The following is a 13,119-nucleotide window of genomic DNA, read 5'->3' on the forward strand; positions in this document are numbered from 1 at the left end:
CGACATGGCATTGCAATCGCTCGATATCAAGCGCCAGTCGGCCACCACCACGCCGCCGCCCGGCGTGCGCGCGCCCGCCACGGGCACGGTCGCGAAGCTCATCGACGTGACCAAGTGCATTGGCTGCAAGGCGTGCCAGACCGCGTGCATGGAGTGGAACGATCTGCGCGACGAAGTGGGGATCAACACGGGCGTCTACGACAACCCGCGCGATCTCACCGAGGACTCGTGGACCGTGATGCGCTTTACGGAATACGAGAATCCGAACGGCAACCTCGAATGGCTGATCCGCAAGGACGGCTGCATGCATTGCGAGGACCCGGGCTGCCTCAAGGCGTGTCCGTCGCCGGGCGCGATCGTGCAGTACACGAATGGCATCGTGGATTTCCACGAGGAAAACTGCATCGGCTGCGGTTACTGCATCACGGGTTGCCCGTTCAATATTCCGCGCCTCTCGAAGAAGGATCACCGCGTCTACAAGTGCACGCTGTGCTCCGACCGCGTGGCCGTGGGGCAGGAGCCCGCGTGCGTGAAGACCTGCCCGACCGGCGCGATCGTGTTCGGCACCAAGGAGGACATGAAGCAGCACGCGGCGGAGCGCATCGAGGACCTCAAGGAGCGCGGCTTCGATAAAGCCGGACTCTACGATCCGCCTGGCGTGAGCGGTACACACGTGATGTACGTGCTGCATCATGCGGACCAGCCCTCGCTCTATCACGGCTTGCCCGACAACCCGCGCATCAGTCCACTCGTGGGGCTCTGGAAGGGCATGGCCAAGCCGCTCGCGCTCGCGGGCATCGCGCTCGCGGCGGTGGCCGGCTTCTTCCACTACACGCGGGTGGGGCCGAACGAAGTGAGTGCAGAGGACGAGCAAGCCGCGCGCGACGAGGCGCGGCGCATCCGTGGCGAGCCCGAGGAGCGCGACGATGAAAAACGATGAACCCCAACTGATCCAGCGCTATACGGCCAACGAGCGCAGTAACCACTGGATTACCGCAATCACTTTTATATTGCTCGCGCTGTCCGGCCTCGCGATGTTTCATCCGGCCATGTTCTGGCTTTCCGCATTATTCGGCGGCGGGCAATGGACGCGCATTCTGCATCCGTTCATCGGCGTGGTGATGTTCGTCTCGTTCATGATTCTCGCGCTGCGTTTCTGGCATCACAACTATCTGGATTCGGCCGACCGGCAATGGCTCAAACAGATGGGCGACGTGCTGAACAATCGCGAGGACAAGCTGCCCGAGATCGGCCGCTACAATGCGGGCCAGAAGCTGCTATTCTTCGTGATGGTGGTTTGCCTCGTGCTGCTGCTCCTGAGCGGCATCGTGATCTGGCGGCGCTATTTCTCGTTCTATTTTCCGGTCACGCTAATTCGCGGCGCCGCCGTCGTGCATGCGGCCACTGCATTCGTGCTGATCGTGGGCATCGTCGTGCATATCTATGCGGCGTTGTGGGTGAAGGGCTCGATTCGCGCGATGACGCGCGGCTACGTGACCTGGGGCTGGGCGAGAAAGCATCATCCGCGCTGGTTCCGCGAGAGCATCAAATAGCAGGCGCGCCGTAGAGCGATTCGTTCGCCCGGCGCCGCCGGCAAGCCGCCCGCCCGTAAGGGCGCGGCGGCTTTTTGTTATGGGAGACGACCGGCCTTGACGAAACCTGTGCAACGCATTCTCGACCCCGAGCAGATTCAGGTGCAGGATCCCTCCGCGATTCCACGCATCCGTCTGCCCGAGCGCGCGACGCATTTCCGCGAGCGCGCCGCGCGCTTGCGCAAGCTGGCGGACCACAATCCCATCGGCGGTTACGTGCGCCTCATGGCGGCGCTCGTGGACGCGCAGCAGCAGGCGCTGGAACATCTCGAAGCGCAGATGCCGTCGCAAGAAGCCATCGCCAACGCGCAGCGCCATTCGATGCCGATCCTGCCCGCGCTCGGCGGCGAACGCGACCCGCAATGGCGCGCGGTGCTGCGCCGGCTCGCGGACCGCGTGGAAGCCGCGGGCGCGGTCACGCCCGCGCTCGCGAAAGTGCTGGACACGCTGCGCGCGATGACCGACGCCGAACTCGACGCGCAAGCCGACGCGCTGCTCGCGCAGCGCCACACGGAAATCGCACCGGCCACCGCGCCCTTCATCATGACGGCGTTGCAGGTGGTGTGGACCGACCTCGCGAGCCGCCTGAAGGTGCAGGACGTGCCTTATATGGATGCGCCGGGCGTATGCCCCGTGTGCGGGGTGCAGCCCGTTGCGAGCATCGTGCGCGTGGGCGGCGCATTCCAGGGCTATCGCTACGTGCAATGCAGCCTGTGCGGCACCGAGAATCACGTGGTGCGCGTGAAATGCACGAATTGCGATTCGACCAAGGGCATCGCCTATCACGGCATCGAAGGCGGCAATCCGGCCTTGAAGGCGGAATCGTGCGACGAATGCCATACCTATCGCAAGATCGGCTATCAGGAGAAAGACTTCGAATTCGAGCCGCTCGCCGACGACCTCGCGAGCCTCACGCTCGATTTGCTGATGGGCGAAGCGGGCTACCGCCGCGCGAGCGCGAATCCACTGCTCTATCCCGAAGCACCGGCCGAGCCATGACACGCACGAGCGAGATGGGCGAAGCCGCGCAGCAGGGCGCGGTGACGGCGGAGCGCGAGATGGCCGATAAACGCACGTTGAACGCGCTGCTTGCACAAATGCCTGCCGTGGAGCGCGTGATTGCCTCGCCAGAGGCACAGCCGCTGATCGCGCAGCACGGCCGCACGCAGGTCCTCGCGGCGATACGCGCGACACTCGATGGCTGGCGGCGCGATGCGCAGGCGGGCACGCTGGCAACCGACGCAACCGACGCAACCGACGCAACCGCGCAGACGCCGTTTGCCATCGAGCGTGCGATTGTGGATGCGGACCGCGCACTCGCCGCGCGCGCACAAAGCCGTCTGCGCGCCGTATTCAATCTGACCGGCACGGTGCTGCACACGAATCTGGGTCGTGCGCTGCTGCCCGATGTTGCCGTTCGTGCCGTGGTGCAGGCACTCACGCAACCGGCCAACCTGGAGTTCGATCTTGCGACCGGCAAGCGCGGCGACCGCGACGACCTGATCGATGCGCTCATCTGCGAGCTGACTGGGGCCGAAGCGGCGACCGTCGTGAACAACAACGCCGCGGCTGTGCTGCTCACGCTTTCCGCGCTGGCCGCACGCAAGGAAGTGATCGTTTCGCGCGGCGAACTGGTGGAAATTGGCGGGGCGTTTCGCATTCCCGACATCATGAGCCGCGCGGGTGCGAGGCTATGCGAGGTCGGCACGACCAACCGCACACATCTCAAGGATTACGAAGCAGCTATCGGCGCACGCACCGCGCTGCTGATGAAGGTCCATTGCAGCAACTATGCGATCAGCGGCTTTACGAAGAGCGTCGAGCTGGACGAGCTGGCGCCGCTCGCGCGAAAGTACGGCTTGCCGGTCGCGGTGGACCTCGGCAGCGGCACGCTCGCCGATCTCACGCAGTGGGGCTTGCCGGCCGAGCCCACCGTGCGCGCGACCGTCGAGGCGGGCGCCGATCTCGTGACCTTCAGCGGCGACAAGCTGCTGGGCGGCCCGCAGGCCGGGTTGATCGTCGGCCGTAAAGAACTGATCGCAAAGATCAAGAAGCATCCGCTCAAACGTGCGCTGCGTGTCGGCAAGCTCACGCTCGCCGCGCTCGAGCCCGTGCTCAAGCTCTACCAGGCGCCCGAGTTTTTGCGCGAGCGATTGACAACGCTGCGGCTGCTCACACGTCCCGCGAGTGAAATGCACGAAGCGGCCACGCGCGCCCAGCCCACCTTGCAGCGCATGATTGGCGACGGCTATGAGGTGAGCATCGAGCCGATGTTCAGCCAGATCGGCAGCGGTGCGTTGCCGGTCGACGTGCTGCCGAGCAGCGGACTGGTCGTGCGCCATCGCGGCAAAGGCGGCAGCGGCCGTGCATTGCTCCGGCTGGAGCGCGCATTGCGCGCGCTGCCGCGTCCCGTTATCGGCCGTATTGCCGACGACGCCTTGCGACTCGATCTGCGCTGCCTCGAACACGCGGACGAAGCCGCATTCGTTGCGCAATTCGCGGAGCTGCGCCTGTGATCGTCGGCACGGCGGGGCATATCGATCACGGCAAGACCACGCTCGTGCGTGCGCTCACCGGCGTGGATACCGACCGGCTCAAGGAAGAAAAGGCGCGCGGCATCTCGATCGAGCTCGGCTATGCCTATACGCCGCTCGTGAACGGCGACGTGCTTGGCTTTATCGACGTGCCAGGGCACGAGAAGCTCGTGCATACGATGGCGGCTGGCGCGTGCGGGATCGACTTCGCGCTGCTCGTGATCGCCGCCGACGACGGCGTGATGCCGCAAACGCGCGAGCATCTCGCCATCCTGCAGTTGCTCGGCGTAACGCATGGCGCGATTGCGCTCACCAAGGTGGACCGCGTGGACCCGGCGCGCCTTGCCGAGGTGCGCGCGGAAATTGCCGCGTGGCTCGCGCCGACGACACTGGCCGACGCACCGTGCTTCGAAACGAATGCGACACAGGCCGGCGACCCGGGTGTCGCGAAACTCGATGCGTGGCTGCGCGAGTGCGCCGTGCACTGGCAAGCCCGCCGCGACGATGGCCTGTTCCGTCTGGCCGTGGATCGCGTTTTCACCTTGACGGGGCAGGGCACGGTCGTGACCGGCACCGTGTTCGCGGGGCGCGTGCGCACCGGCGATAACTTGCTGCTCGCACCCGCGGGCGTGCCGGTGCGGGTGCGCAGCATCCACGCACAAAATCGCGCCTCGGACGCGGGGTATGCGGGGCAACGTTGCGCGCTCAACCTTTCAGGAATCGATAGGGACCAGATCGCGCGGGGAGACTGGATTGTCGATGCGAGGCTCGCGCAGCCCGCGATGCGTCTGGACGTCGAACTGCACCTGCTCGACGACGCAGGCATCACGCTCCAGCATTGGTCGCCCCTTCATGTGCATCTGGGCACGACGCATCGCGTGGCGAATATCGCGCTGCTCGAAGGCGATACCCTCGCGGCGGGAGAACGTGCTCGCGTGCAACTCGTCTTCGATGTCCCGCTGCACGCGATGCCCGGCGATCGCTTCATCGTGCGCAACGCGCAGGCGAGCCGCACGGTGGGCGGCGGTCGCGTGCTCGATCCGTTTGGGCCCACGCGACGCCGGCGCACACCGGAGCGCCGCGCGTGGCTCGATGCACTGGATACATGGCTGAACGAAGGCCGGATCGGCGCGCTGATCGAAGAAGCGCCGCGCGGTCTCGCGCGTTCCACGCTCGTGCAATTGACGGGCTTCGACGCGGCTACGCTTGCGCTGCCCGACGACGCGGTCGTGATCGCGCCGCAAGGAAGGGCTGCGGAATCCGTTGTGCTCGCACACGATCACTGGACGCGCCTGGCGGCGCGTATCGTCGACGTGCTGGGTGAATTTCATGCGCGCACGCCGGACGAGCAGGGACCGGACGCCGCGCGGCTGCGGCGCATGGCGGCGCCGCTCGTGAGCGACGAAGTCTGGCGCGCGGCGGTGGAGGCGCTTATCGAAGCAGGGCGTATCGCGCGCAGCGGGCCATGGCTGCATCTGCCTTCGCACGCGGTCTCGCTCGACGCCGGCGAAGAAGCGCTCGCCGCACGCCTCATGCCGTTGATCGCGCAGGGACGCTACGACCCGCCCTGGGTGCGTGATCTCGCGCGCGAAGCGCGGGAGCCGGAAGAAAAAGTGCGCGCGCTGCTGCGCAAGCTCGCGCGCCTTGGCAGGCTGTATCAGATCGTGCGCGACCTGTTCTACGATCGCGACGTGGTTCACGAGCTTGCACGTCTCGTGGCGGAATTGGCCGAGGCGTCGCAGCCGCAAGGTGCAGGCCTGGGCGCGGCGGCGTTTCGCGATGCCGCGGGACTCGGGCGTAAGCGCGCGATCCAGATTCTGGAGTTCTTCGATCGCGTTGGATATACTCGGTTTCGGCGCGATTTGCGTATGCTGAGACCCGATAGCCGCATGCGCGATTGGCTTTAGTGAGTGGTGCGGGTTGGGTGCGGGTTGGGTGTTGTTGCAACGGAAGGCAATCGTATCGGGTGGTGCGGCCAGACTTCAAACCTGGTTGGGGACGTCAGCCGTTCCCGGGATGGTTCGACTCCATCTGCCTTCCGCCAATTGGGGCAAGTGAATCGCGTCTGCCCCGACGCTTTTTCCGAATCCTGACGGCACCCCAATTTTCGATTGAAGCGGCGCATCCAATAGATCGAAACCGCGCAATCACAATTAGAACCTACAGGTAAGCAATTGCGGAGCCGCCGTCTACGCGAACGCATTCACCGTTTACGAACGAGCCTTCGTCACTGGCCAGGAAGCAGGTCGCATTTGCGATGTCTTCAGGCCGGCCCAGACGCGGCATTGGGGTCTTTGACTGACGCATCTTGCGCGTTTCTTCGCTGACGTTTTTTGCCACGCCTTCAGTTTCCGTGTAGCCCGGAGCAACCGAGTTCACACGAATGCCACGCGGGCCCAGTTCCGCAGCAGCAGCGCGCATCAGCCCGAGAACACCTGCTTTCACGCCGCAGTAGATGAGAGCCTTGGGCAGGCCAATTAAACCCGACGATGAAGCGATGTTGACGACTGAGCCGCCTTCCGTCATGTACTGGGCCGCAGCTTGAATCCCCCATACAACCGAATTGAAACCTGTACCCGTCATCATCGAAACGTCTTTCTCGGTGATCTCGAGAACGGGCGCATAGCGAACCCACATTGCATTACTCACGATGACGTCGAGGCGGCCCGCAGCGGCGACGAGACCGCCAGCCGCATTGAAAATCGTTTCGCGTTCGGCAACGTTGCCGCCGAAAGCGTAGGCGACGCCACCCTGAGCCTTGATTTCGTCGGCTGTGGACTGAGCCTTATCGAGGTCGCGATCCAGGATACCAACGATAGCCCCCTCGCGAACGAATTTATTGACGATAGCGCGACCAATGCCTTGAGCGCCGCCAGTCACAAGCGCGATTTTTCCTTCCAGTTGCTTAGTCATTTCTATTCCTGAACATCGTTTAATTGGGTCAATGGTCTTTAAACCGGCATTCCGGCAGACCGCGCACGCCACTACCGGTGACCGCGACGACTGCACCCGCATTCGGGTTGTCGCTCTTGAGAGCGTTTCCGCTGTTGCTGATGCTGGTCACGAAGATCGTATCGAGTTCTGTCCCCCCGATCGACGGGCAGGTCGGATATACCGTCGGCAGGTCGATCAGAAGATCGAGTTGGCCGTCAGGAGCGAATCGAGCCAGTTGGCCCGAGATAACCATTGCCGTCCAGAGATTGCCCTGTGCGTCAATCGTGGCACCGTCAGGACCCGACTTCAGCGATGTCGTATCCACGAACAACGTCCGTTCGCTAATTGCTCCGGATGCCGAGTCATAGCGATAGCGGCGCAGTTGGTGGCTCAGGCTGTCTGAGAAGTAAAGATGCTCGCCATCGGGACTAAAGCAGGTGGAATTGGTGACGCAAATCCCCGTTTCCAAAACCTTCAGATTGCCTTGGCCGTCGAGTTGATACAGTTCGCCCACCGGCTCCCGGCGTCCGAGCGCCATCGAGCCAACAACAAAGCGGCCTTCACGATCAACACGACCGTCGTTGAGCCGCATATTCGGAGCGGGGTGCACTACATCCACAAAGTGCGTGATGTCGCCGGTTTCGGTATCAAGAAAGTAAAAGCTATGCGCGAGTGCGACGAGAAGACGGCCACTTTCGCACAAGGCTATGGAGCCGATCTGTGAAGGCAGTGTCCATACGCGCACGGATTCGGCTTTGAGATCGCGCGCTTTCACCTGGCATGCGTGGGAATCAATCCAATACAGGATCTGCTTGCGATCATCCCACAGCGGGCACTCGCCCAGTGCATCGCGGGATGTTCCGATAACGTCGATAGAATGATTTTTCATTATGCTTGCTTGCGGGTGCCTTTCACTTCAGCAGCATTCAGCGCCAGGATATCGGCGCGAGCTTCATAGAGCGTATCCGTCGGGTAGCGGGACCCCAACGGACGACGAGCAGTCCCAAACATTTCACTTTCGGTAGTGGATTCGATCGGCGTCGTGCGGCTCCAGTCGTAGACGACGGTGCGTGCCGCTACTTTCCATTCACCGCCGCGCTTCTCGAAACGGTCGATATAGCGCCCATAGAGAATAACTTCCGTGGGCTTATCCGTGTTTTTCCGGTCTTCCTGGACGGCGTGGAAATAGCTTTCGGCCAACGCGCGGTCGCCGTGCAATTCGATGATGATGTTGCCGATCATATGGACCATACGGCCGGCAGTTTTGAGTGTTTCCATTGCCCAATCGCAGAACCCCGAGGCAGTGCCCTGATAGGGGCCATGACGGTCCGTTGCGTCGTTCCAATAGGTTGCACGCAGCGCAATCTCGTCGCCTCGATCCACGCCACGACAATAGCGATAGAGGCATTCGCGAATCGCTTCGCGGTCAAGCAGGTCTTGCATGGCTTGATGCGGGATTTCAGATTGGCTCATGTGATTCCTGGCGTTGGGTGGGATGGTGGCCGGGGCATCCGGCCACGTTCGCGGCTTAAAGAGCCGCTTCAGGATGCTTGATGATTACAGCGTCGAGCACTGCGGCACTGGCTTCACGCACGACAAGCGGATTGACGTCCACGCTCATGACTTCCGGATGATTCATCGCGAAATCCGAGAGTTTGACCATTGCCGTAACCAGTGCGTCCATGTCCTTGGGCGCAGAGCCACGCCAGCCTTTCAGGAGTGCCGTGGCCTTCACCTTGTCGATCGCCTGACGTGCGCGTGCTTGCGTGAGTGGGGCGGAGACCACGGACACGTCTTTGTACAATTCGGTATTGACACCACCGGCGCCCACGAGAATCATCGGGCCAAAGGTTGCATCGTTGTTCACCCCGAGGATCATTTCGGTGCCACCCACGATCATCGGGCACACGAGGACGCCGTCGATCTGTGCGTCCGGTACGTGGACGTGCACGCTGTCCAGGATCTGTTGGTGGGCTGCGCGCACCGCGTCAGCGTTCTTGACGTTCAGAACGACGCCGCCGACCTCGGTCTTATGCATGATTTGCGGACTCACGATCTTGAGCACCACGGGGTAGCCCATTGCATCGGCAGCGGCAACCGCCGCATCAGCGTTGATCGCGAGGACGTCCTGCGGCACCGGCAGGCCAGCTTCGGCCAATGCTTCCTTGGCCAGGGCTTCCGTGCTCACGTCACCCAACTTATAAGCCTCGTGCTTCGCTTCAGCCGGTTCGTAGAGGTTCGACCAACGTGCGCGGATCGTTGCTGCCGCGCCCAGTGCGAGCGTGGCGCGCGTTGCGTCGTTGAAGACCGGAATGCCGATTTTTTCGAGTTCGCGGTCAACTTCGGGCACGGAGAGCGTGACCACGACGACGTCGCGTTCCGGGTGCCGGGCCTTGAGCTCGGCAAACGGCTGCTCGTAACTGGTCTTGAACGTTGCAGGAGCCAGGCCAGCCGACGCCAGATACGCCAGCGTCGTGCCGTAGCTGCTGTTCGAGAGCATGACGTCCAGAGCGCGGACTGTGCCGTTCTTGACCGACGTGATTTGAGCCGTCACATCCAGCGGGTTGGCTGCGACGGCAAACGGCAGCAGTTCAAGCATTGCCTTCCTGGCGGTTTCAGGCAGGGCAGGCATCGTGAGGCCGGAATCACCGCATGCGTCTGCGACCATTACGCCGATACCGCCCGACGACGTGAGAACGCCCAGTTCGTTGTTGACCGGCAGATGACCCGTGGTCGAGACCAGGTACGCGATGTCCAGCATCGCTTCTTGTGACTGGGCGCGATACGCACCGCACTCAGCGAAAACGGCGTCGTAGGCTGCGTCGTTGCCGGCCAGCGAACCCGTGTGGGTCGCAGCAGCGGCGGCGCCGAGTTCGGAGCGACCGACCTTCATGATAATGACCGGCTTTTGAGCCTTGGCCGCTTTCAGCAGGGCACGACGAAGTTTTTGACCGTCCTTTGCCGATTCGAGCGCGGCCATGATGACCTTGGTGGCCGGATCTTCAGCCAGATAGTCGATGGCTTGCGCCACATCGACGTCTGCTTCGTTGCCCGTCGCCACGATCTTGCTGAAGCCCATGCCGCGCAGCGTCGCGGCGCCGTACAAAGCGGAACCGAAGGCGCCCGACTGCGTTGCCAGCGCGATGTTGCCGGCCTTCGGGCTGACGCCATAGAGCACGACCGAGAACGTCGAGAACAGGCGCGATTCAACGTTTAGCAGACCAAGCGAGTTCGGCCCAACCATACGAACGCCAGCGGCCTTGCACATAGCCGCCATACGGTCTTGAACGGCGCGGCCATCTGCGTTGATTTCGGCAAAACCCGCGGTCAAGACGACTACGGACTTGACACCCTTCTGGATTGCATCGCGCAATGCTGATTCCACGGCACTGGTCGGAACCACGATGATCGCTTGATCCGGAGCTTCGGGTACGTCGAGGATCGACGGGTACGCCGGAAGGCCCTGAATTTCCGAGCCGCTGCGGTTAATCGGGAACAACTTGCCCTGATAGCCGGATTCGCGAAGGAATCGCAGTACGCGACCGCCGATGCGGTCTGGATCGGACGAGGCGCCGATAACGGCAACCGATTTTGCGTCGAACAATGCGCTGAGAGTAGAAGATGTCATGGTGTGCGAGTAAGGTCGAGTGCTCCCCGGTCACGCCGGGGAGCCTGAATCAAGTCGGGTTCAGACTTGTGCGACGAGCCAATCGAGACATTGGCTACGGTTGCCGAACCGTTCCGCTGCGGTGCGCGACTGCATGCAAAGCTGCGTGGCAGGCATTTCCACCGTCATGCCCATGCCGCCGTGCATCTGGATAACAGCGTGGCCGACGTCCTTGGCAACACCCGCGCAGAACATCTTGGTCAGCACGACCAGACGGTCGATAGCGCAGTCATCGCTACCGTTGAAGCCTTCGATCAGGCGAGCGACTTGACCCTTGATACCTTCGTACGCCACATAGCAATCCACGACGCTGTGCTGGAGCACCTGGTGGACAGCCAGCGGCTGGCCGAACTGCACGCGGTCGTTGAGATACTGGATCGTCTGTTCGACCTTGGCGCCGACGGCACCGACGATCTGGACGCATGACAGCAGTGCGCCGATCTGCAAAGCCTGATTGACCGCGACGTTAGCGGCAGCGCCGACCAGAACGATTTCGTCTTCGCTGACTTCGAGGCCGTCGACCGCGTAGTCCACGGTAACCGTGCCGTCGATACCACCGAAGAACTGGGCGCGATCAGCCAGACGCGAGCGCGCGATCAGCACCAAAGCCTGGCCGTCTGCGATAGACGCGTTGAAGATGACGTGCGTTGCGGGTTCGCTTTCATTCGAGCCACGGATTGCACCGCGCAGGACGTTGCCTTCCAGGCTGACCGTAGCCGCCTGGAGAGGCGTGCCCGACTTCGATTGCAGAACCGGCGACACCGAAGCGTCGCCGCTGAGCAGTTGCTCGAGCACCGGCCCCACAATCGGTGCCGCAGCCGCTGCTTCGAGAAGAACCGGGGCCACGGCACAACGCTCGACCAGCGGGGTCACGTTCGTGTAACGCGAGGCCGCTTCAACGATGCCTGCGAGGTCCGTGAGCGTCGCGCCGACGCCGCCGTTGTCTTCCGAAACCAGAACCGACTGCCAGCCCAGTTCGAGGGCTTGTTGCCACTTGCCGGAGGCTTTGCCTTCGACGGCATTGCCCTTCTGCGTTTCAGCAGCAGCGGCCAGGCGCGCCGACGAGTCGAACATGTCGCCCTGGAACATGTTGCTCACCGCATAGCCCGCGCCCATGATCGACCTGGCGATGATGTTCTTCTGGACTTCCGTCGAGCCGCCGGCGAGCGTACGTGAACGGTAGAACAGGTACGTATGGACAAAGTTGCGCTCGAGGTTCAACTCGTCTTCGGTCGTTGCCAGCGGCAGCAGCGGGAGGAGGCGGGCGGCGTACTCGGGCCCGAGCACGTCCATGGCAATCGACGTCACTTCCTGGCTCTGCTTCGAGCATGCCATTTTCAGCGCCGACGACTTGGACGACTGAAGCGTGCCGGCCATGTCTTCCTTGATTGCCGACAGCAGGATTTCACGCGTACCGTATGCACCGGCTTCGACTTCGAGCAAGCGATCGAGTGCCTTCAGCAGCGACGGCGTTGCGCCCTTTTCCTTGATCTTGTCCTGAACCAGTTCGGTCACTTGCTGAACGTGACGGAGCAGACGCGGCATCAGTGCCGGACTCAGACGTTCGCGGTCGAGCAGGAACTTACCGTACGACCAGCCCTGGCCTTCAGCGCCGATGCGATTGAACACCGGTACTTTGACGTCCTTCAGGAACACTTCGTTGACGTGGTGCCACTGGTCAATCGTGTGGATCGGCCGTACTTCGATTCCCGGCGTGTTCATCGGGATCAGGAGCAGGGTGATGCCTTCCTGACGTTTGCCTTCGTTGCTCGTTCGCACGAGCGTGTACATGATGTCCGCTTCCTGAGCGTGCGACGTCCAGATCTTCTGGCCGTTGACGATGTAATTCTCGCCGGCTTCGTCCAGAACAGCAGCGGTCTTGAGGGAGGCTAGATCGGAGCCGGCGCCCGGCTCCGAATAGCCTTGGCACCACCACTCTGAACCGTCGATGATCGGGGGCAGGAAGCGTGCTTTCTGCTCGTCCGTGCCGAATGCCTGGATCACGGGGCCAATGTGGCCAATGCCGTGGTGATACAGCTGCGGGCAGTCCATTGCCGCCGTCACTTCTTCGAAGATCAGGCGCTGCATCACGTCCCAACCCGGGCCGCCGAACGCTTTGGTCCAGCCCGGCGCCGAATAGCCGAGACCACCCTTGGCCATCGCAGCGGTGTATTGACTCAGGAGCTCGCGGCCCAACTTCTTGTTTGCGCGCGTTGCAGCACGTACCTCTGCGGGAACATGGGCTTCGATATATTCGGCGATTTCTTCGCGAAACGCCGCATAAAATGCTTCGTCCCGCATTTTATCCATTTCACTCATAGATAATTAGCCTTGCTAAATCCAATAGGGCGGTTAAGCCGCTCGGGGGGCGTAGCCACAGATCTTTTAACTG

The 13,119-nt window shown here is 62.5% G+C and carries 10 protein-coding genes and 1 tRNA gene; 6 read left to right on the forward strand and 5 right to left on the reverse strand.

Annotated elements, in window-relative coordinates; genetic code table 11:
• Nucleotides 1-4 precede the first annotated feature (4 nt).
• The 6 genes from fdxH (at nt 5) to L5014_RS08025 (ending at nt 6,170) form a co-directional block, all read left to right on the forward strand.
• Nucleotides 5-940 carry a formate dehydrogenase subunit beta gene (gene fdxH / locus L5014_RS08000; protein ID WP_238463046.1) on the forward strand — a complete coding sequence of 312 codons (936 nt, stop codon included), beginning with the start codon at nt 5-7 and terminating at the stop codon, nt 938-940.
• Nucleotides 927-1,553, forward strand: coding sequence for a formate dehydrogenase subunit gamma (locus L5014_RS08005; protein ID WP_238463047.1), 627 nt, complete (start codon nt 927-929; stop codon nt 1,551-1,553). The genes fdxH and L5014_RS08005 overlap by 14 nt, the downstream gene beginning before the upstream one ends.
• 96 nt (nt 1,554-1,649) lie before the next feature.
• Complete coding sequence (gene fdhE, locus L5014_RS08010; RefSeq protein WP_238463048.1) at nt 1,650-2,591, forward strand: formate dehydrogenase accessory protein FdhE; 942 nt, start codon at nt 1,650-1,652, stop codon at nt 2,589-2,591.
• A gap of 59 nt (nt 2,592-2,650) precedes the next feature.
• Nucleotides 2,651-4,108: an L-seryl-tRNA(Sec) selenium transferase gene (gene selA / locus L5014_RS08015; RefSeq protein WP_238463190.1), complete on the forward strand. Its 1,458-nt coding sequence runs from the start codon at nt 2,651-2,653 to the stop codon at nt 4,106-4,108.
• Nucleotides 4,105-6,033 (forward strand): selenocysteine-specific translation elongation factor, encoded by a 1,929-nt coding sequence (selB, locus tag L5014_RS08020; RefSeq protein ID WP_238463049.1) that lies wholly within the window; start codon nt 4,105-4,107, stop codon nt 6,031-6,033. The genes selA and selB overlap by 4 nt, the downstream gene beginning before the upstream one ends.
• Before the next feature lie 41 nt (nt 6,034-6,074).
• Nucleotides 6,075-6,170 (forward strand) — tRNA-Sec (locus L5014_RS08025).
• A gap of 116 nt (nt 6,171-6,286) precedes the next feature.
• Here the strand turns inward: L5014_RS08025 and L5014_RS08030 are convergent.
• The 5 genes from L5014_RS08030 to L5014_RS08050 form a co-directional block, all read right to left on the reverse strand.
• Entirely contained in the window at nt 6,287-7,039 is a 753-nt protein-coding gene (locus L5014_RS08030; protein WP_238463050.1) for an SDR family NAD(P)-dependent oxidoreductase, read from the reverse strand.
• A gap of 28 nt (nt 7,040-7,067) precedes the next feature.
• Nucleotides 7,068-7,949, reverse strand: a complete 882-nt coding sequence (locus tag L5014_RS08035) for an SMP-30/gluconolactonase/LRE family protein (protein ID WP_238463051.1) — start codon at nt 7,947-7,949, stop codon at nt 7,068-7,070.
• The gene (locus L5014_RS08040; protein WP_238463052.1) at nt 7,949-8,533 is read right to left on the reverse strand and encodes a nuclear transport factor 2 family protein; all 585 of its coding nucleotides are present in this window, start codon (nt 8,531-8,533) and stop codon (nt 7,949-7,951) included. Before L5014_RS08040 ends, L5014_RS08035 begins: the two co-directional genes overlap by 1 nt.
• Nucleotides 8,534-8,588: 55 nt before the next feature.
• Nucleotides 8,589-10,664, reverse strand: a complete 2,076-nt coding sequence (locus L5014_RS08045) for an acetate--CoA ligase family protein (RefSeq protein WP_238463053.1) — start codon at nt 10,662-10,664, stop codon at nt 8,589-8,591.
• Nucleotides 10,665-10,748: 84 nt separating this feature from the next.
• Nucleotides 10,749-13,028, reverse strand: coding sequence for an acyl-CoA dehydrogenase family protein (locus tag L5014_RS08050; protein ID WP_238463054.1), 2,280 nt, complete (start codon nt 13,026-13,028; stop codon nt 10,749-10,751).
• Nucleotides 13,029-13,119: the final 91 nt, after the last annotated feature.

It is taken from the genome of Paraburkholderia tagetis, assembly GCF_022213065.1.
GTDB classification, from domain to species: domain Bacteria; phylum Pseudomonadota; class Gammaproteobacteria; order Burkholderiales; family Burkholderiaceae; genus Paraburkholderia; species Paraburkholderia tagetis.

Coding starts and splice junctions, on each gene's coding strand:
- fdxH (WP_238463046.1), top strand. CDS start 5: ATGGCATTGCAATCGCTCGATATCAAGCGCCAGTCGGCCACCACCACG.
- L5014_RS08005 (WP_238463047.1), top strand. CDS start 927: ATGAAAAACGATGAACCCCAACTGATCCAGCGCTATACGGCCAACGAG.
- selA (WP_238463190.1), top strand. CDS start 2,651: ATGGCCGATAAACGCACGTTGAACGCGCTGCTTGCACAAATGCCTGCC.
- L5014_RS08030 (WP_238463050.1), bottom strand. CDS start 7,039: ATGACTAAGCAACTGGAAGGAAAAATCGCGCTTGTGACTGGCGGCGCT.
- L5014_RS08035 (WP_238463051.1), bottom strand. CDS start 7,949: ATGAAAAATCATTCTATCGACGTTATCGGAACATCCCGCGATGCACTG.
- L5014_RS08040 (WP_238463052.1), bottom strand. CDS start 8,533: ATGAGCCAATCTGAAATCCCGCATCAAGCCATGCAAGACCTGCTTGAC.
- L5014_RS08050 (WP_238463054.1), bottom strand. CDS start 13,028: ATGCGGGACGAAGCATTTTATGCGGCGTTTCGCGAAGAAATCGCCGAA.